The organism is Ferroacidibacillus organovorans, from assembly GCF_001642725.1.
Lineage (GTDB): Bacteria > Bacillota > Bacilli > Alicyclobacillales > SLC66 > Ferroacidibacillus > Ferroacidibacillus organovorans.
In genome coordinates, this window is sequence record NZ_LSUQ01000012.1 from 39,049 (window position 1) to 58,168 (window position 19,120).

The window sequence follows — 19,120 nt, forward strand, 5'->3', positions numbered from 1 at the left end:
CATCCTGCTTTACAATTTTCTGCACTACGAAATGGTTTTTGGTCGGCGATAAAAAGGTGTCTTCACAAAAACGGCCTGCAAACGCTTCCCGCGAACATCGATTTCACATGTTCGTCCCACTTCGGCAAAGCGCGCATCGATGAGCGCGAGACCGATGCTTTTTTGAAGCGTAGGCGAGAATGTGCCTGAGGTGACGAAACCAATTCGCTCCCCTTCAAAAAATACGTCACAATCGGCGCGGGCAATCCCCCGCTCCGTCAGTTCAAAGCCGACCAGTTTACGCGCGACACCCTTTTCGCGCTCAGCGAGAAGTGCATCACGTCCCACAAACGTTTCCTTATCCAGTTTGACAAATGGGGACAGCCCAGCCTCCAGCGGCGAAATGTCGTCTCCCAGTTCATGTCCATAGAGTGGCAAACGTGCTTCTAAGCGAAGTGTATCGCGCGCGCCGAGTCCGACAGGGATAACGGGATATTCCTTCTGTTCCAAAATGGCGCTCATCAACGCCTGCGCGTCACGATGATGAACGTAAAGTTCAAACCCGTCTTCCCCAGTGTACCCCGTCCGCGATACCAGGCACGAAATTCCGAAAACCGAGACGTTCTGTAAAAAGTGGTAATAGGGAATGGACCTGACCGATTGATCTGCAACTGTCTCAAGGAAGTCGACCGCCTGAGGTCCCTGAAGTGCGAGAAGAGCCAACTCTTTTGAGCGATCCTTGATTACAGCATTTGGTTCGCACGCTCGAAAATGGTTAAAATCCTTTTCAATGTTTGCCGCATTGACGACAACCATGAAGTGATCCTCGGCGAGTCGATAGACGAGGACATCGTCCACCGTTCCGCCGTTTTCATGGCACACAGGTGAATAGAGCGCCTGCCCAATTTGAAGGCGCGTCACGTCATTCGTAATGAGCCGATTGATCGCTGACTCCGCATTTTCACCTGAAAACTCAAACTCACCCATATGGGAAACATCAAACAGTCCGACCCGCGTGCGCACAGCGATGTGTTCTTGAAGGATGCCATCGCGATACTGAACAGGCATATCCCACCCGCCGAATGGCACTGTTTTTCCGCCATAGCGATCATACAAAGGAAAGAGTGGTGTGCGTTTTAATGTCAAGAAGCATTCCCCTCTCAAGGATCATCGTACTGTAGAGCGTGCTGCGTATGGCACTAAAATGCAAAAAGAAGACACCGAATAAGCTCGGGTCTTCTCTGTCCTCTAACCTGAGAGTTCGGCTGCTTTCGCAGTGTTCCCCGTGGGTGGTCGACAAAGCGTCGACACTCTCCAGAGTGGCGTCCCACCGCGGTACTTTATACCTGAGAGATTCCGGTTAGGGACCGCTCCCCTTCCCTTGCTCCTTCGGCGGCGCAGTGTTTGCGCACTCTCCCACGATGTTCATTCGCTCATGACACTATGACAATGTACTTGTAGTATACGCGGATGCGTAAATGATTTCTAGTCTTGCTGGGTAATCTATGCGGTGTTGCAGCAAAACAGCCATGACGCATCTCTCTTTCCATCACAGCTAAAATGCAGATGCAGGCACAATCATCATCAAATTGTGGAGGTGCCGTGTGACACACTACATTGAACATGACGACCTCTTGAGCGCGCTAAAAGAGCGGGGTGGTCTACCTGTTGGCAGTTTTGAGCTTTTTCAGCTTGCCTATGAAGCTGAATTGCGGTCGACCCAACACTCCCTGGATGATCTGAGCTGTTTATCCGTTTTGCCGAATCTCATTCCATTTCCTCATCAGATCGAAACAGCGAAGCGAGTCATTCATGAACTGCACGGCCGCGCACTTTTGGCCGATGAGGTGGGGCTTGGAAAAACCATTGAAGCGGGACTCATTCTAAAAGAATACATTGTGCGCGGACTTGTGCAAAAAGCGCTTATCCTCGTCCCAGCCTCTCTTGTCCTTCAATGGACGCGGGAGTTAAACGAAAAATTTGGGGTGCGCGCGTTTGCCCAACGAAACGAGTGGTCGTGGACGACCTATGACGTGCTTGTCGCGTCTCTTGACACGACCAAGCGAGATCCGCACCGAGCTGCGGTGCTCTCCCAACCGTACGATTTGCTGATCGTCGATGAAGCGCACAAACTAAAAAACAGTCGCACGCGAAATTGGCAATTGATTAATGAGATCCAAAAAAAGTATCTGTTATTGGTGACTGCGACACCTGTACAAAACGATATGAAAGAACTCTATAATCTCATCAATCTCTTGCGACCGGGGCAATTAGGCAATCCCAAACATTTCACGAAAGAGCATGTAAGTACAAAGCGATCTCCCAAAAATCCGGTAGCCCTCCGTCACGCGCTATCTGATGTGATGGTGAGAAATCGACGGGTCGAAAGTGCTGTCGATTTCACAGAGCGCCATGTAAAGATCGTTCCCCTAGAACTCTCCACAGAAGAGCGCGAACTCTACGATGCTGTCACATCGTTTGTGCGCGAGGAGTTTATGCGAAGAAAAGAAAGCAAGCGGAGTGTTCTCGCGTTGATAACACTCCAACGCGAAATTTGCAGTAGTTCCTACGCTGCGTTGGGTACACTTGAAGGCATGCTGAAACGAGGCCGTCTCACACCGAGTGAAGCGATGCGCGTTCAGGAGCTTTACCATCTCGCTGAAGCGGTGCCTGGATACACGAAAATTTCCAAAGTCATTGAATTGATTAAGTCCATCAATGACAAAGTCATCGTGTTTACAGAGTACCGTGCGACACAGGACTTTTTACTCTATATGCTGCAACAATCCAATATCAAGGCCGTACTTTTTCGCGGTGGTTACAAGCGCGGAAAAAAGGATTGGATGAAAGATTTATTTGAGCGGCGAGCTCAGGTTCTCATCGCGACAGAGGCTGGCGGCGAGGGAATTAACTTGCAATTTTGCAATCAGGTGATCAATTACGATCTCCCTTGGAATCCTATGCGTGTCGAGCAGCGAATTGGCAGGGTTCACCGTGTTGGACAAACGCGTCCTGTATATATTCAAAATTTCAGCACAAAAGGAACCATTGAAGAGCACATCGTGCGCATGCTTCAAGACAAAATACAGATGTTTGAGCAAGTCATTGGCGAACTGGATGTCATCCTCGGACCGCGCGCTTTTGAGGAAGATGTTCTTGAGGCGCTCCTTGAGAGTCGAGATGAATCAGAGATCAAAGCGCGTTTGAACGTCCTGTCAAAACGGGTGAAACGTTCAGATACATCCAATCATCAGGGAACTGCAACGTAAAGGAGGGGTTTCGATTGCCATCCGAATCACAAGCGCTCATGGACTGGGCGATACGTTTTTTCGACAGTGTGAATGCGGTGCGTCACCCGTCTTCCCCCAATTCACTACGTGTACAATTGCCAAGGGAGATCGATAAAGAACTCACCGATCGGCCCTTCTTTTGGATGTGGGCAGAAGCCATGAATGAAAATCCACCTGAAACGATCCTTCATTTGCAGTTTGACGATGCTCCGCTTCCAGAAGATCTGCCGCAAGACGTTCAGAAAGAACGCATCGCGCTCGGCTGTTATCGCATGCTGCGTATGGAGGCAAGCGCAAAAAAGCGCGGGGCGTTTGCGGTCGCTTATGAACAAGGGGCCGTTTTGCATCCGTACGTCGTGTTTGTAGTCAAAATTTCTTTCGTGTCTGATCGGCGAATCGATTTTTTAGAAAGCTATGCAATCAGTCTTCGAGATCAACGCGTGTATCCAGACGCGATGACTCGCTTGGCGAGAAAAAAGCTTATGAGTTCACGTTCGCCACAGAGCCAGATCATGTCCTTGCCGCTTGACGTCGATGCTCTCTTTCAAATTATGTTCCAATGTACAAAAATGGATATCTCAAGAAAAGACGGGATGTGGGCTGTCGAAGCACGCAAACGGCTCACGGACGAACTCTCCCGGCTAGAAAATTACTACAAGAGTATGGAAAACGAAACGTTGGAGACCAATGAGGTACAACAAAAAAGTATGGCAGGAGAGTATGAACTCCGCAAAGCAGAAACCATTTGGCGGTTTGAGCCAAAAATTGAAGTGCGTCCACTTCAATTTGCGCTCGTTTATCTCGCCACCGCCCCAGGTCCTTAAACGCAGTGCGGCATACAAAGATCATCAACCGATTTGCGAACCCTTTTACCAGATGTTCTAACTCGGGAAGCAGCCAATCTCCTGAATCAGAGTTATGACGACATCACATGTCCAAAACGTCCATTGTCGCAATGCGGTGATCTTCACCATCGAGATACGCTAGTTTCGTCATACCGATAATTCGACTGCGCAGTGGATCAACCAACGGCAGAAGATCACTCGATAAGCGATGGTACAACGCCGGAGGTTCAAAATTGCTAGTAAAAAACGTTGGAAGGTTTCGAACAAAACGTTGGTTTATGATCCGAAACATTTTCTCGAGTGTGAATTCATTGGCGCGTTCATGTCCCAGTTCGTCTATCGCAAGCACAGGAACGGAAGAAAACGCCTCGAGGATCGGTTCCAACTCTTCATCCCGACCAATCGCTGAGCGCAGTCGATCAAAAAGAGACTCTGCCTGAACAAAAATGCTTGGAATGCGACGTTCTTCAAGTTGATTGAGAATGGCGTGTAACAAATGCGTCTTGCCAACGCCCGCAGGGCCAAAAATGTAAATTCCTTTTTCCTCATCACCTGCGCGATAGGAAAGCGCAAACGTTTTAGCCGCCTCAAATAGTTGTGGCTTTCTCTTTTGCTGTTCTAGTGGGAAATTTGAAAAACTAAGCTTTCGCTCACGCTCTCCGCGAATCGAGTACGTGCTATACCGAGCGGCACGCCGAATGGCTTGATGCTCAAGATATGGCGCGCAATAGCCCGTTTTAAGTTGTACGTTCCCATCGTGATAATCCAGTTGGTCGCGCATCCCTTTGGCATCCCCCAGCTTTCCACATAAAGGATACCCGCGGCACGCGCCACAAATGCGTTCCTGCTCGAGCAAACTCATCAATTGAGGTTCCGCCGCGCGGATCGCCTCATCTGAAACACCCAGTTGATCAAGCTGTCCCCAATGCTTTCTCCACTCGTTGACAGATCTCTTCTGCGGTTTCGGAATACGATTGGAAAGCAATGAATTCATGCTTGAAAATGACATGACCTCACTCCTGTCTATACAGTCACTTTCATACTTTCACTTGTTCGACGCATATGAACGGAGACCGGAATTTCCGAAACAAACGGTCGCCGTCTCGTAATGTAAACATCGTGCCAGAGTAAAAAAATTACGATTGACCAAATCTTTCTGGCGTGATCTTTTCTTCCCGCCCTGTGATCTTCAAGCATCCGCAAGACTTCATCCTTGTCAAAAAGCTCGGGTACATCACTCTGTAAAATAACATCGCGCGCAAACGCATAGTGCTCATTTCTAAGCCACGTGCGCGTCGGAACAGGAAATCCGAGTTTTTTTCGCGTGTAGACAGGTTCTGGAAGCAATGACTTTACTGCTTGTCGCAGCACATACTTCGTTGTCCCATTCATCATCCGATACGCCGCAGGAATCTGACGAGCCACGCGAAACACCTCACTGTCCAAAAAAGGAACACGCAATTCAAGACTGTTCGCCATCGTCATCTTGTCAGCCTTCATCAGGATATCTCCGGGCAGCCACGTGTGCAGATCGACATACTGCATCTTTGTCACATCATCCAGCCCAGACGCGCGTTCATAGTGAGGCGCTGTAATTTCAGTAGAACGTATCTTTGGTCTTGGTTCAAAGGCAAACGCCCGCTTCTCATCTTCTGTGAAAAGATTAGCATTTCCAAAGAAGCGTTCAGATACTTTTTTGGAACCCCGAATCAGATAACTGCGCCCTTTTGTGCCTTCAGGAATAAGCTGCGCAAATTGTCCAAGGTTCCTGCGCATGCTCATCGGAAGGTAATCAAACATCCTGAGCGAAAGAGGTTCGCGATAGATGGTATAACCGCCAAACAGCTCGTCCGCCCCTTCTCCAGAAAGCACTACGGTAACATACTGACTCGCAAGTTGTGAAACAAAATAAAGGGCGATCGCAGAAGGATCTGCAACTGGTTCATCCTGTTGATAAATCAGCCGCGGCAACATTTCGAGGTACTCAGACGCAGATATGATGGTATCTCGATGCGTCGTACCCAATAGCGAAGCCGTTTCACGCGCGTATTCGATCTCTGATTGCCCGCCTGCTCCCTCAAACCCTACCGTAAAGGTCTGAACGTCCTCCAATTCTTTGAGTAATGCAACAATCGCACTTGAATCAACACCCGAAGATAAAAAGGCGCCTCTTGGAACATCGCTGTTCATGTGAACCTTGACAGAGTCTCTCAATACATCGAGCGTCTCTTCAATATAGGATTCGATCGGTCGCAAAACGGGCTCAAACGTCACATGCTGGTACCTTTTTTCAGTAATATCCCTTCCGCGGATAATCAACATGTGCGCAGGTCGCAGTTTTTTGATGGACGAAATCATCGTATTAGGGTCGGGGACGTATTGGAAAGTTAAGTAATGCCAAAACGATTCGCGATCCACATCGCGAGAGATTCCCGGTATCTCTAGAAGACTTTTAATCTCTGAGCCAAACCCAACCACATCATCAAGCACTGTATAATAAAGCGGTTTAATGCCAAACGGGTCGCGTACCAAGAGCAATTGATCACGCCTCTGGTCGTAAAGTCCAATCGCAAACATTCCGCGCAAATGGTTGACAAAATCAAAACCATACTCCTCATAGAGGTGAACGATCACTTCCGTGTCGCTGTCTGTCGCAAACGAATGCCCACGCTCTACGAGATCTTCACGAAGTGTTTTAAAATTATAGATCTCACCATTAAAGACGACCCACACCGTCTGATCTTCATTAGAGAGCGGTTGATGTCCACCCTCCAAATCAATGATGGATAATCTCCGAAAAGCAAGCCCAACAGGACCATCAAAATAAAACCCGTCATCATCTGGACCCCGATGGATGATCGCGGCGTTCATGCGAGCGAGTGTTTCGCGCTCGATCGGCGCTCCGACACGATGATACAATCCAGCTATTCCACACACAATAAATGCCCCTTTTAGAATGGCTCAATCAGCGAATTTGTACGACGTGATCTAAAAAACTGCCGTAGATTTTGTGAATATCATGTTCAATGTCGATTCGATTCAGCAAAAAATGTGAGAATTGATATTGTTTTTCTCGTTCATAAAAAAGTGAATTCAATCGTTCATCAAAATTGTCACCTTGCAAAAGTGGCCTCTGGCGGTCATTTCGCAACCGCTCCCTGACAATCGCGAGTGGGACGTGTAAAGAAACAACAAATGATTTTTCGCGCATTTGTAGACGACTCGCTTCCATTAAAATTGCTCCACCGCCTGTCACGAGTACACCAGGTGGATAGTGATTCAGCAAATCAGTCAATGTTTCGTGTTCCAATTTGCGAAAATGCGTTTCACCGTATCTCGCAAAGAGTGTTGAGATACGCTCCCCCTCTTTTCGCTCAATCCATGCATCAAGATCATAGCAAAGGAGTCCATAGGTGTACGCTAGTGCGCGACCTACCGTTGACTTGCCCGACCCGGTAAAGCCGATCAAAGAAATCCACATCACGTCTACACCCCTCAATTTATCGTAACACACCCTTCCTCATCTTGCATCTCGCAAGATGAGGAAGTCCTGAATGACCTGTTTTCAATTACGGCGTTTCTTGAACAAAAACGATTCGCTGAGCGGTTTGGTTATACGTTGTAAAAACTGTCGCGCTTGCGCCATACACTGTTTGTGCAACAGACAATAGATTATAGATCGTAGAAACTGCATTGGAAGTCTCTACAACATCTGCATACCCGCTCTGAAATCGAATTCTTTGTTGGCGAATGATCTTCCCTCCCCTCAACTGAGATAGCGCAACTGCGATTCCTGAGCGAGCCGTATCTTTTGCCTGTATCATTTGCCATTCAAGTGCTGTTTGCTTGGCGTCAGCAGTCGCCAGATAGACGCTTGTCGCTGTGACAACGGCAACGATGAAGAGGATACCTAAGCTTACAGGTAGAGCAAATCCGTATTCATTTTGTCGTTCCAATCCCGAAGGACCCCTCCCAGATTGCAGAGTGATAGGGCGGACGCGATCCATAAAAGAGTGTCGCGCGAACGCCTCCCCCCTGCATTAATGAATAAGAGATGCCTTTTAGTGTCGAAGCCACGACGAGTGTCCCCGCGCCATTTTTAGCTTCGATCAAAAGAGAAGAATATGGAGAGATGCGGTATTCATCCACGACAAGGTTTGGCATGGTGAAGTAAATTTGTCCATTGTTGTAATAGGTCAACTGATCTGCAGCGCGAAGATCATGCTCAAAAGCGATGCTCACATTCCACAAATCGTGTTGAACAGCGGATAGGGATTGAATCTTTTCTAATTCTTGACTTGAAAAAAACAAGAGCGGAAGCAGTGCACTGATCAAAACGACGGTGAGTGACAGGCTCATTATCGCCTCAACCAATGTGAGTCCACATGGATCACGGAGCATCCTTGCAACGGAAGTCCTATGGGCCTTCCTGCCACACGAAAAGGCTGTGTGGAGGGCTTGTGTCACTCTGAGGAGATTGCACTGTGCAGACAATTTCGTATAAATGGGCGCCAGCGTGAATGGCGTTCCGATAAATTGTAAATGATGTTCCATCCAGCGTGAGAAATGAAACCTGCGCAATCGGCAATCCCTCCTGACAGGCTCGTGCGGCTTGCTCAAGCTCACCTTGCGTCATAAACATGATTTGTTGATCAGCCATGGTTCTCCTTAGCGCCTGCATACTCTGCTCTCCTCCCGCCACAGTGAGCATACTGACAAGTGACATCACAACCATTGCGAGAAGAATCTCCATGAATGTCATGCATTAACCCTCCCTTCTAACCCGGGTAACGCAATGCCCATTCTTTCAACGATTGCGTATTTCGCCTCGCCCGAGATAAATGGTGAACCCACTGAGGTCACCAAATGCATCTTGAAAATAGACCGTACCCGACTCACTCACATCTCCTGACGCATAATACCGTATGGTGGAGTTTTGCAAGTGAAGATACCCTTGTTCAAACACGACAAACGGCGCAAACTTGGCTGCTCCGAATGCACCAATTAGTGCATCGTATCGATAATACTGTGTTCCTTGTGGATCGAATCTCAAATCTTGAAATCGCCCAGACCATTCAGCACGCACCTGTGTATCGCGCAGATCACTCGCAACGATCGCAGATGTACTCTTCACATTTGCCCGTTGAAGTGAGTGAAGCATATCAGGCAACGCAATCCCGAGCGCAAAGGTGATTACCGCAATTGCGACCATCAACTCCAAGAGCGAGTACCCTTTCGCACTCGATCCTAACGTCATTTTCTTCATGACCACCATGTCATTGATTGCCAAGTTGCCCATGAACAGAACAGCTAACCGTCGCAGTTGTACCATTAGGAGCAATCGTGATAATATAGTTCCCCCCACTCGGACAATCGGGGGTGGAATCCAAAAACCCTGCATTTTTTAAATCTGTAATAACGAGTGCAGACGTTGCTTCTACGGGAAATGTATGAAAGGTCAAATCGTATTCGGTGAGGGCTGCTCGTATCACGCGTTGATTTCCTTCGCACGCTGTTTCAGCCGCCTTCTGACCTGCCACCTGCAAATTGGGTAAGGTTATGGCCATGATAACGGCTGCGATAAACAGCGCTACGACCATTTCAATTAATGTGAATCCGCGCTCTCGTTCACGATGGCGCCACCGAAAATTTGTACGCACGATTCCGCTCCCCTTTTCATTTAGGACATCTGTCTCACAAGCGAAAGCATGGGGAGTAAAAGCATCATAGTACTCGCCATGACCATTCCCCCCAAGAAAAAAATCAATATCGGCTCTGCCCATTTCGCCATGCGCTCCACATGGCGTTCAAGCATGCGCGTGACGCTCTCAGAAGCGCGTTGAAAACTTTCCGCAAACAAGCCTGTTGACTCTGCGTGTGCCATAATCATCGCTACATGCGTTGGCATGCGATCAATTTTTTTAAGACTCTCCGAGAAAGGAATTCCTTGTTCAATATCGCGGGAAACCAGCTTGCACCACTCCCCCGTATTCAATGCATCAAGCTCGCTAACAATATTCAAAGCGCGCAGCACATCCGTACCCCCGCGTAATAAAAATGTCAACATATCGAGCCCAGGACTCGAGAGCATCAACTGCGTAAATGTACGTGTCACTTTTTTTTGCAGTAAAAAGTGAATCATCCGTGGGAAAAACCATTTCCGCTTCCAGACGATAAAAACACTAAGAATACCAATTCCGCCCACACTAATCGGCAGATAAATCGCGAAGAGTCCAAAAAAGTCGTACCAAAAATTTGACGAAACAGTCTCTAGGTTGAGCGCATTCGACATTCTTTTAAGGTTTGGAATCACCGTTAACGACATCGTTTCCATCACGGTTAATGTGAGCAAAAACAAGAAGGTCGGATAGAGAGTTAACTTTTGGAATCGCTCCCTCATGATTCTTCGGCGGATCATATAACCACTGCACAAATCCAACGCTTCAACGAGATCACCAATCGCTTCACCAGACTGAATGATCGCGATATAAATCAACGGAAACTGTAACGCGTCGCATTGTGAAGAGATTGTTAATCCTTCAAGCAACCCATCATGAATGACTTCGATCCACGTTTTTAATTGCAGATCGACCACCGATTCGCGCATGATCTGCAGCGATAGTTGGATGTCAATCCCCGCATCTAGCAAATCATGGAGATCCGTAAAAAGTATCTCCATACTCATTGCCCGTGTTCGATTCTGCGATTTTCTCTGCAACCACATCCTCATACTCCTCCCGCTTGTGAAACGCTTGAGCATCTTTAGCTCCTTGTGACCCACCCTGATTCAATAGTGACAAAAGGTCATTGCCGAACAGGAGACGGAACAGAGCTTTGCGACCAATCACGCCTGTCTGTGAGCAGGTCTGACACCCATTTCCGCGACAGCTGCTACATGAGATTGGAACAAGTTCCTGATGAACGATCAGGCGAATCACTTCGCGTATGGAGAGCAGCGGCAGACGAAGGTCAAGCAAGCGCGTCACCACACTTCTCGGATGTTCAACGTGCAGTGAAGTTCCAATCAAATGGCCGGTCAAGCCCGCCCGCAACGCAATCTCAGCGGTCAGTTCATCCCTAATTTCCCCGATCATAACCACTTCCGGATCTTGCCGCAGAGTTGCTCGCAGCGCTTCTGAAAAAGAGACTCCGTTTCGTTCATCCACTTCGATCTGACTGTATCCATCAATCAGGCGCTCAACCGGGTCCTCAATGCTGATCACCGTGCGGCCTTTCACACGTTGGTCTTGAAGAATGGCGTGCAGTGTCGTGCTCTTTCCACTCCCTGCGCGTCCACAAACAACGATCAATCCCCCTTTGCACGATGCCATTCGGCGAATGACAGCCAAATCAATTCGCATCAAGCCAAGATCATCAAGCGTCAGAAACGGGTTGTCCACTGGAATCAAGCGGATCGCCATTCGCTCTCCGCGTATGGTCGGTATCGTTGAAATTCTGAGATCACATTGACCGTGACGCGTAGAGGATCGCCAATGTCCGTCTTGCGCTTTGCGCTGTTCACCAAGCGAAAGTTTTGCTAACACTTTTAGACGCTGTGGTACGACACGTGATACATCGTCCTCCAAGTCACTGACCTCTGATGCGCGAAACACGCGCCCGTGAACGCGATACGACAGCCTCCACTGGTCATCCATCGGGTCGAGATGAATGTCTGAGGCATTTAAAAATAAACCTGTCGCAATGATTTCATCCGTCAAATCGGAAACAAGCATCCCACCACTTCACCCCCAGCTGTTCATGCTGAGTCTGTTCGCGGTGGCGATGCTTAAACCTTTTTACTGTTGGATAGGAAAGTATTTGTTTTGTATGAGTGGACTACAGGGGAGTGTCAAACATGAAATCGTCAAAAGAGGGGTGTCCTTCAAGATAAGAAAATCCGTTCTCACTTGTTTGATAGGAAAAAAAACGAAGTTGTGCCTTCCCCTGCGCAAAATGAATGATGATGTGAAGAAGATCTGTGTATCCAAACGCCTCACGGATATCCCGTTCAGAAGGTAAGCCATCCCCTTGCGGATGGCTGTGAACCGTCGCGATCATGCATTCTCCGCGCTGCTCCGTCGCAAAAACGGCGCGCACTGCGAGGGACGCTCGCGCAGTATACCGCGTTTCTGAAAGAAACGCACTCTCTAACGCAATAAAGCGTGATGCGCACTGCGTTCCATCCCCTGCGCGATGACCGGCAATCAGCCCACCCGCTTCGTACGGAAGCCGCTCTACAGCGTATTGAAGCATCTCCTCGGCCATGTCACGCTCGAGAAGAAGTGACGGCTTCCCAGCGAACGCGATGCGAAGTAAAAAACGATCGCTCACGCCTGTTCCCCCCCGCGCAACATTCGCTCCGCATCGATCGCCTTTTTACACCATGCCCGCACCTCATCAGAAACACCCATGGTCGCCATTTCTTCGAGTGTAAACCAACCAAGCGCAGTCGACTCATCATTTGACACAAGCGTCGTCCCATCGATCGGATAAGCAAGATAGATTAGGTCAATGTGTTGATGACCTGGCGAAATGTTTTCCAATTGAATGCCCGCTGGGCGAGGAAGCGCGTGGTCAAACCCTGCGGGTTCATAATCACAAATGAGCGCGATTCGCAAGCCCGTCTCCTCACGCGCTTCGCGAACGGCTGCCTGGTCCGGCAGTTCTGGATGATCAATATGCCCACCCGGAGGAAGCCAGCGCTTCAGTTTTTTGTGAAAAAGCAGTACAGCTCGTCCACCATTTGCAATAATCGCAGTCGCCACAAAATCACGCGTGAGCTTCGGATGACCTTGCTCCATCGATGCACACTCTCCTATCGCGCTCCATCAATCGACAAAGTCAAACTCCATGTCGCTGATCCGAATCTGGTCGCCGTTTTGTGCGCCATACGCGCGCAACGCGTCATCCACTCCAGAGCGCCGCAAAATTCGCTGGAATCGTTTCACAGCGTCATACTGTGTGAAATTTGTAGCGTGCACCAGTCGATCGAGTTCCTCACTCATCACGACATACGTTTCGTCATCGCGAACGATTTCAAAGTGAATCTCGCGATCTTCAATTTTCACCTGAACGACAGCATCGACATCATCGACAGGAACTTCCTTGATTGCTTTTTCAACCATGTCATACATTTGATAGACCGTTTCATTTAGTCCTGTGCGCGTCAGTGCCGAAATCGGCAGTACACGCATGTCAGGATACGCTACGCAAAACCGTTCCAAGTGAAGATTCGCCTCTGGATCATCCATTTTATTTGCGAGAATGATCGAAGGTTTACGGAGCAATTCCTCATCGTACGCGCGCAGCTCTTCTAAAATAATCTCATAGTCACGTAATGGATCGCGGCCTTCAACGGCAGCCATATCGATGACGTGAGCAATCACTTTCGTTCGCGATGCATGCCGCAAAAAGGCGAGTCCAAGCCCGAGCCCTTCATGCGCCCCCTCAATCAACCCTGGTAAATCGGCGAGTACAAACGTCTTGCCAGGGTCATCATCGACCATCACGACGCCTAGATTGGGCGTCAGGGTCGTAAAGGGATATGCGGCAACTTTTGGTTTCGCCTCACTCAGGACAGACAACAGTGTGGATTTCCCAACGCTCGGAAAGCCTACCAGTCCGACGTCTGCAATCAATTTGAGCTCCAGTTGAACGGTTTTATATTCGCCTGGCTCGCCGCGTTCTGCCATGTCAGGCGCCTTATTTTTGGCTGTTGCAAAACGCACATTGCCGCGTCCCCCGCGTCCCCCGCGCGCAATGACTGCCGATTGTCCTGAACGTGTCAAATCTGCAATCGGTTTCCCCGTGGCTGCATCGCGCACGAGCGTACCTGGTGGTACTTTTACCATCAAATCAGACGCATTCGCTCCGTGTTGATTTTTGGGGCGCCCCTTTTCACCGTGCTTTGCTCGCAAGTGGCGTTGATAGCGAAAATCCATGAGTGTGCGCAATCCTTCATCGACAAAAAAGATAACGCTGCCGCCTTTGCCACCATCTCCACCGGCAGGACCACCGAGCGGAACGTACTTTTCTCGTCGATACGCAACCATCCCATCTCCGCCATTCCCTGCTTGAACTTCGACTGTTGCAATGTCAATAAACATTTTGATCGCCTCCTTTTATCGCTTCATAATGAAGTGACCCAGCCGCAGCTGCGACTGGGTCACGCGTAATTCGACTCACTTATTGTTGCGCAGCAGTTTCTACAACCACAGGATAAACACTTACGCGCTTACGGTCGCGTCCCCAGCGCTCAAACTTGACGCGTCCTTCGACTTTTGCAAAAAGCGTATCGTCACTGCCAAGCCCCACATTCAGACCAGGATAGATCCGCGTGCCGCGCTGGCGAACCAATATACTGCCTCCGCTGACAACCTGACCGTCTGCGCGTTTCACGCCAAGGCGCTTGGAATGACTGTCTCGACCGTTTCGTGTCGAGGAAACCCCTTTTTTATGAGCAAACCGTTGAAGATCTAACCGCAACATGAATATCACTCCCTAAATCGTTATTTATTCTTTCCCATTGTGCGGAGTGTAATGTGCGCTCCGTACTCCCGCTCCATGTCTTGCACACCAATCAGCATACCTTCTGCCAAGAGTTGCGCGTCACGGCTTTGGGGCACATCAAACCGAACATAGCCGTCTCGTTCAACTTCATTCAAGTGCAGACCTGTGAGTCGCTCAATGCTGTTTACACACGTTACGACGAGTGTTGAGACACCTGCGCATACGAGATCAAAACCGAGCGGCCCTGCGCCAGCATGTCCAGAAACCACCACGCGCTCAATGGTTTGGTTTTCGTTGCGTGTCACAGTAACGCGAATCATTGCTCTTAAAGCGTAATAGCGTCAACGCGAACTTTTGTAAACGGTTGACGGTGTCCTTGTTTACGGCGATAGTTCTTCTTCGATTTATATTTAAAAACAATGATTTTTTTGGCTTTACCGTGATCAAGCACAGTGACTTGCACTTTTGCTCCGGGTACGTGAGGAGTTCCCACCGTAATCGATTGATCCTTTTCAACCAGAAACACGCGATCCAAGACCACTTGATCGCCAATTGCCGCCTCAAGTTTTTCTACGTAAAGGGTAGAACCTTCCGTTACTTTAAACTGCTTGCCACCTGTTTCAACAATTGCGTACATCCTATACGCACCTCCTGGAGTAGACTCGCTGTTTGTAAGGCACGGCGAAGCGCCGATTTGAAGCCTTATCCATGCGGTTGACACATTGAAAATGCGCCACTGAAGTAGAATACCACACGTTGCTTAGGAGAGCAACGCGCGAAGCGGCAAACTCCACCCTGATGACTCAAAAATGGCATCGAGAATTTCATCCTGTGTGATGGGACGTGACCCCTTATAAAAAGAAGACTGTACATAGATGATATGGTAAGCGCCGGGAGAGAATTGACTCGCAACATCACCGAGTTTCATATCTTCTTGCACAAGCATGGAGCGAATGGGTCGTAAAGATGTCCCTTGGTGATGACGAAGTGCGTCAAGAAAGCGAAGTGTATCGTACCGAGATTGACGGCTCAAGGAAAACGCAGAGTACAGTAAAAATAGACCGAGCGCAAAGATGCCAAGATCCGCATAACCGAGGATGAGGGAGATGCCGCCAATTCCCATAAGAACCACGGAGATCAAGAAGGACACGCGCGTCACTACCTTTGTCGCAGAGTGATACCCTCGGGATATCGCAAGCCCCGCGCGCGCGATTCTCCCGCCATCAAGCGGGAGCGCCGGGAGCAGATTGAACAGCGCAATCGACAGATTGATCGATACAAAGGAATTCGTCCACGCATCATTTAATACACCGCTCGCGCGCAGCGGAAGTGCCACGATGACAAATAACAAATTGACGAGTGGCCCTGCCGCCGCAATCAACGTTTCTTGACGAACGTCATATCCGAGTCGTCCGCGCATCACAGCAACTCCGCCAAACGGCAAGAGTTCAATGGATTCGGTTTTGATGCCAAAGCGGTGCGCCGCAAGGACATGCCCGATTTCGTGTGAAATAACGACGGCAAAAAGAACCGCCACTTGATCGAGGACATGCCCTAAATAGGCGGCAAGAATGACAATAAGAAACAGGGGACTCAAACGAACGCGCACGCCAAAAAATCGAATCACGCGTGAAGACCGATCAGTGTCGCAGGATTTTCATACCGACCATTATGAATGTAGCCAAAGGTCAACTCTGGACTCTGCTCAGGTAGATAACCGATTGTTTCGCCAACCGTGACGTACTCGCGCGGTTTGACGACGACGCGCGCCATTTTCGCGTAGAATGTCTGCCCCATCGCGCCGTGATCGATCGTCACATACCATCCATTGGCGGCCGATTCTCCTACTTGGGTAACCAATCCTTCTGCCGCGGCGATGATCGGAGATCCGCGATGTCCGCGAATGATGATGTCTGGGTTCAACATGGAAAAAGGTCGCACGAGCGTCCCGCGCAGTGGTGGAACCACGTCGACCGTTTGCGAGACCACGCCGACACTCGGCGATGCAGTCGGTGGCACGCCAAGCCATTGTGCGATGCGCGATGGAAGATGCTGCGCAAGGTCTTGATACGTCAAAGACTGTCGCAGAAAGGCTGTAGAAGAAACTGCAAAGTTGCGATTGCTGTGACTGAGAATCGCAATGGATACAATCAAGAAAACGGCGCCAATCGACTGCAGTACAAAGAGCGACATTCCATGCTGTTTTTGCGTAGAGCGACGATCGTTCAATCCGCGGGAATAGGAACGCTCGCGAACATTTTCGCGCCGTCGATTCTCCTGTTCACGCGATTCGCGCCGGACCGGGAGTTGCGCCCCTGTCCACGAACGCGGTGAACCGTACACATCGTCATCAGGAGAAATACTGTATTCTGGTCGAACGTGAAGCATCTCTTCCGGTCGCTTGTCCTCCATAAAAAACCACCCCGTCCGCATCATCCGTGTTTACTTCTCGTCCCACGTTTATGACACAACAGAGTGATTTATAACTTTGACCTTCAAGAGATCAAGCAAACGCAATCGTCACATTAACGCATTCCCATCATTTTTTTAAACTTTGAAAAGAATCCTTCTTGTTCCGTGAGCGACATGAGTGGAACCGATTCGCCAACGATGCGTCGGGCAATATTGCGATAGGCGATCGAAGCGCGTGAATTCGGCTGAACCACCGTCGGTTCACCGGAGTTTGCCGCCTTGATAACTTGCTCGTCATCCGGAACGACGCCCAGTAGATCGAGTGACAAAATCTGAACGATATCATCGATATCTAGCATATCGCCGTTTTTAACCATGTGAGCACGAATTCGATTGATGATCAATTTCGGCTGCGGTATGTCTTCCTTTTCGAGCAACCCAATCACGCGATCCGCATCGCGAACGGCCGCTTGCTCCGGTGTTGTCACGACAATTGCCTGATCTGCCGCCGTTGTGGCAACGCGAAACCCGTGTTCAATCCCTGCAGGGCAATCAATTATAATATAATCGAATAGTTCTTTTAACTTTTTTACAATCGCTCTCATGGAATCTTCACTCAATGCGAGCTTATCTTTCGTCTGTGCTGCAGGCAACAGACTGAGATTCTCAAACCGTTTGTCGCGAATCAACGCCTGTTCCAATCTGGCCGACCCATTTGCAACATCGAGAATATCATAGACGATACGATTCTCAAGACCCATGACAACGTCGAGGTTGCGCAGTCCAATATCGGTGTCTACCATACACACCTTATTCCCAAGAAGTGCGAGTGCCGTCCCGATATTGGCAGAAGACGTCGTTTTTCCGACGCCACCCTTACCTGACGTCACTACGATCGCTTCACCCATCATGACACCCCTTGTCCCGAAACTCGACGATTTCGCCGATGCGCCTTGGTTGCAATCAGCGCGTTCATCCGTTCAACTGCCATCTGTTCACCTTCACGCAAATAAGCAAATTCCATCTCAGCCGCCTGAACATTTCCCTCAGGCGCTCGCCGAACGACATCGGCGATGCGAATCTGAAGTGGTTGAAAATAAGCGGCGGCAACCACCGCATCGCGATCTCCTGCGGCTCCCGCATGCGCCGCACCGCGTAAAACGCCCATCACGTACACATCACCCGTACTAATCAAGCGCGCACCTGGATTGACATCACCAATGATGACGATATCTCCATCGTGTTCAATCACTTGGCCTGAACGCACCGTTCCCTTAAACACGAATGGCTCCTTTTTCATCCAGTCACTCGGTTTAGGAGCCCCTTCAAGGCCGCCTACCATCATAGTTCCAACGGCTGCAATCACATGGCGCAATTCTCGTTCTTCTTCATCCGTTAGTATGCGATTACCTAATTGTACATAGGCCGTAAGAAGTGAGGTTTCCTCGCCTTGCGAAGCATCCTTTCGCAGCGTTTCCTCCAATGCACTGAGCACATCGCGAAATGGCACATCATCCCTTAGTGTGAAAAGCAATCCATTGCGGATGCCTTTTATCGAGACCGTTTCTTTGATGGTCGTTGCGGATGGACGCATAGCAAAACGTGACATGCTAGCCCTCCTCCTATCGATATCTCATGGTAATTCAACGTTTACCAGTGATATTCCTGCTAATCGCTGGAGCTTTATGCGGAAAGAATCGATCAAGCATCCCGCGAGCTATCGGTCCCGTCGAATCTGCGCCGTGACCACCGCCTGGAACAACGATGGCGATGGCGATGCGCGGATGATGATACGGTGCGTACCCGATAAAAACCGCGTTATCGAAACCTTTCACACCCGTTTCTGCAGTTCCTGTTTTACCTGCGGGCGCGTATGCTACATCGCGATGCGCTCCGTGAAAGGTCGAGTACGCTGTCCCCAAGGGATCATTGCACGCCATCCACATTCCACGCTGAACCTCGCGCAACGCCACTTGATCAATGCCCGCGATCGGATAACGCTTGAAACGGAGATTAACTCCCCCCACCTGTTTGACGACGTGCGGTGTGACGCGATAACCGCCGTTTGCGAGCGCCGCCGTATAC

At 49.5% G+C, this 19,120-nt stretch carries 24 protein-coding genes and 2 riboswitches; of the genes, 2 read left to right on the forward strand and 22 right to left on the reverse strand.

Features of this window, described 5'->3' with window-relative positions; genetic code table 11:
• Window positions 1-24: 24 nt before the first annotated feature.
• Window positions 25-1,125: a glycine cleavage system aminomethyltransferase GcvT gene (gcvT, locus tag AYW79_RS06155; RefSeq protein WP_067563240.1), complete on the reverse strand. Its 1,101-nt coding sequence runs from the start codon at window positions 1,123-1,125 to the stop codon at window positions 25-27.
• 93 nt (window positions 1,126-1,218) lie between these two features.
• Window positions 1,219-1,299: riboswitch (glycine riboswitch) on the reverse strand.
• 3 nt (window positions 1,300-1,302) lie between these two features.
• Window positions 1,303-1,408, reverse strand: a riboswitch (glycine riboswitch).
• A gap of 175 nt (window positions 1,409-1,583) precedes the next feature.
• Here gcvT and AYW79_RS06160 point away from each other — a divergent pair.
• Both AYW79_RS06160 and AYW79_RS06165 read left to right on the forward strand, forming a co-directional pair.
• Window positions 1,584-3,248, forward strand: a complete 1,665-nt coding sequence (locus AYW79_RS06160) for a DEAD/DEAH box helicase (RefSeq protein WP_067563244.1) — start codon at window positions 1,584-1,586, stop codon at window positions 3,246-3,248.
• Between the two features lie 14 nt (window positions 3,249-3,262).
• Window positions 3,263-4,093, forward strand: a complete 831-nt coding sequence (locus tag AYW79_RS06165) for a YqhG family protein (protein ID WP_067563245.1) — start codon at window positions 3,263-3,265, stop codon at window positions 4,091-4,093.
• 103 nt (window positions 4,094-4,196) lie between these two features.
• Here the strand turns inward: AYW79_RS06165 and zapE are convergent, their stop codons facing one another.
• From zapE to AYW79_RS06270, 21 genes are all read right to left on the reverse strand, one after another.
• Complete coding sequence (gene zapE / locus AYW79_RS06170) at window positions 4,197-5,123, reverse strand: AFG1/ZapE family ATPase (protein WP_067953067.1); 927 nt, start codon at window positions 5,121-5,123, stop codon at window positions 4,197-4,199.
• Window positions 5,124-5,137: 14 nt separating this feature from the next.
• The gene (gene asnB / locus AYW79_RS06175; RefSeq protein ID WP_067563248.1) at window positions 5,138-7,051 is read right to left on the reverse strand and encodes an asparagine synthase (glutamine-hydrolyzing); all 1,914 of its coding nucleotides are present in this window, start codon (window positions 7,049-7,051) and stop codon (window positions 5,138-5,140) included.
• Between the two features lie 28 nt (window positions 7,052-7,079).
• Window positions 7,080-7,595: a shikimate kinase gene (locus tag AYW79_RS06180; RefSeq protein WP_067563251.1), complete on the reverse strand. Its 516-nt coding sequence runs from the start codon at window positions 7,593-7,595 to the stop codon at window positions 7,080-7,082.
• An 88-nt stretch (window positions 7,596-7,683) separates the two neighbouring features.
• Window positions 7,684-8,070, reverse strand: a complete 387-nt coding sequence (locus AYW79_RS06185) for a hypothetical protein (protein ID WP_067563254.1) — start codon at window positions 8,068-8,070, stop codon at window positions 7,684-7,686.
• The gene (locus AYW79_RS06190; RefSeq protein ID WP_143216154.1) at window positions 8,054-8,488 is read right to left on the reverse strand and encodes a hypothetical protein; all 435 of its coding nucleotides are present in this window, start codon (window positions 8,486-8,488) and stop codon (window positions 8,054-8,056) included. The genes AYW79_RS06185 and AYW79_RS06190 overlap by 17 nt, the downstream gene beginning before the upstream one ends.
• A gap of 43 nt (window positions 8,489-8,531) precedes the next feature.
• Window positions 8,532-8,876: a hypothetical protein gene (locus AYW79_RS06195; RefSeq protein ID WP_067563263.1), complete on the reverse strand. Its 345-nt coding sequence runs from the start codon at window positions 8,874-8,876 to the stop codon at window positions 8,532-8,534.
• Between the two features lie 45 nt (window positions 8,877-8,921).
• Entirely contained in the window at window positions 8,922-9,413 is a 492-nt protein-coding gene (locus tag AYW79_RS06200; RefSeq protein ID WP_179123058.1) for a pilus assembly FimT family protein, read from the reverse strand.
• Window positions 9,391-9,774, reverse strand: coding sequence for a competence type IV pilus major pilin ComGC (locus tag AYW79_RS06205; protein WP_067563270.1), 384 nt, complete (start codon window positions 9,772-9,774; stop codon window positions 9,391-9,393). The genes AYW79_RS06200 and AYW79_RS06205 overlap by 23 nt, the downstream gene beginning before the upstream one ends.
• A 20-nt stretch (window positions 9,775-9,794) precedes the next feature.
• Window positions 9,795-10,793, reverse strand: coding sequence for a type II secretion system F family protein (locus AYW79_RS06210; protein WP_067563273.1), 999 nt, complete (start codon window positions 10,791-10,793; stop codon window positions 9,795-9,797).
• Complete coding sequence (locus AYW79_RS06215) at window positions 10,765-11,847, reverse strand: GspE/PulE family protein (protein ID WP_067563277.1); 1,083 nt, start codon at window positions 11,845-11,847, stop codon at window positions 10,765-10,767. Before AYW79_RS06215 ends, AYW79_RS06210 begins: the two co-directional genes overlap by 29 nt.
• A gap of 103 nt (window positions 11,848-11,950) precedes the next feature.
• Window positions 11,951-12,445 (reverse strand): M67 family metallopeptidase, encoded by a 495-nt coding sequence (locus AYW79_RS06220; RefSeq protein ID WP_067563280.1) that lies wholly within the window; start codon window positions 12,443-12,445, stop codon window positions 11,951-11,953.
• A complete protein-coding gene (locus AYW79_RS06225; RefSeq protein WP_067563282.1) occupies window positions 12,442-12,915 on the reverse strand; it encodes an NUDIX hydrolase in 474 nt (157 codons plus the stop codon). Before AYW79_RS06225 ends, AYW79_RS06220 begins: the two co-directional genes overlap by 4 nt.
• Window positions 12,916-12,942: 27 nt before the next feature.
• Entirely contained in the window at window positions 12,943-14,220 is a 1,278-nt protein-coding gene (gene obgE, locus AYW79_RS06230) for a GTPase ObgE (RefSeq protein WP_067563284.1), read from the reverse strand.
• A gap of 79 nt (window positions 14,221-14,299) precedes the next feature.
• Window positions 14,300-14,602 (reverse strand): 50S ribosomal protein L27, encoded by a 303-nt coding sequence (gene rpmA / locus AYW79_RS06235; RefSeq protein ID WP_067563286.1) that lies wholly within the window; start codon window positions 14,600-14,602, stop codon window positions 14,300-14,302.
• Window positions 14,603-14,622: 20 nt separating this feature from the next.
• Window positions 14,623-14,943: a ribosomal-processing cysteine protease Prp gene (locus AYW79_RS06240; RefSeq protein ID WP_067563290.1), complete on the reverse strand. Its 321-nt coding sequence runs from the start codon at window positions 14,941-14,943 to the stop codon at window positions 14,623-14,625.
• Between the two features lie 5 nt (window positions 14,944-14,948).
• Window positions 14,949-15,260: a 50S ribosomal protein L21 gene (rplU, locus tag AYW79_RS06245; RefSeq protein WP_067563293.1), complete on the reverse strand. Its 312-nt coding sequence runs from the start codon at window positions 15,258-15,260 to the stop codon at window positions 14,949-14,951.
• A gap of 123 nt (window positions 15,261-15,383) precedes the next feature.
• Window positions 15,384-16,250, reverse strand: a complete 867-nt coding sequence (locus AYW79_RS06250; protein WP_067563296.1) for a M50 family metallopeptidase — start codon at window positions 16,248-16,250, stop codon at window positions 15,384-15,386.
• Entirely contained in the window at window positions 16,247-17,035 is a 789-nt protein-coding gene (locus tag AYW79_RS06255) for a M23 family metallopeptidase (RefSeq protein ID WP_197460960.1), read from the reverse strand. Before AYW79_RS06255 ends, AYW79_RS06250 begins: the two co-directional genes overlap by 4 nt.
• Window positions 17,036-17,148: 113 nt before the next feature.
• A complete protein-coding gene (minD, locus tag AYW79_RS06260; RefSeq protein ID WP_067563302.1) occupies window positions 17,149-17,943 on the reverse strand; it encodes a septum site-determining protein MinD in 795 nt (264 codons plus the stop codon).
• On the reverse strand, window positions 17,943-18,644 hold the full coding sequence (locus AYW79_RS06265) for a septum site-determining protein MinC (protein ID WP_067563305.1): 702 nt from the start codon (window positions 18,642-18,644) through the stop codon (window positions 17,943-17,945). Before AYW79_RS06265 ends, minD begins: the two co-directional genes overlap by 1 nt.
• A gap of 34 nt (window positions 18,645-18,678) precedes the next feature.
• A partial coding sequence (locus AYW79_RS06270) for a penicillin-binding transpeptidase domain-containing protein (protein WP_269449057.1) occupies window positions 18,679-19,120 on the reverse strand: 442 nt, incomplete at its 5' end.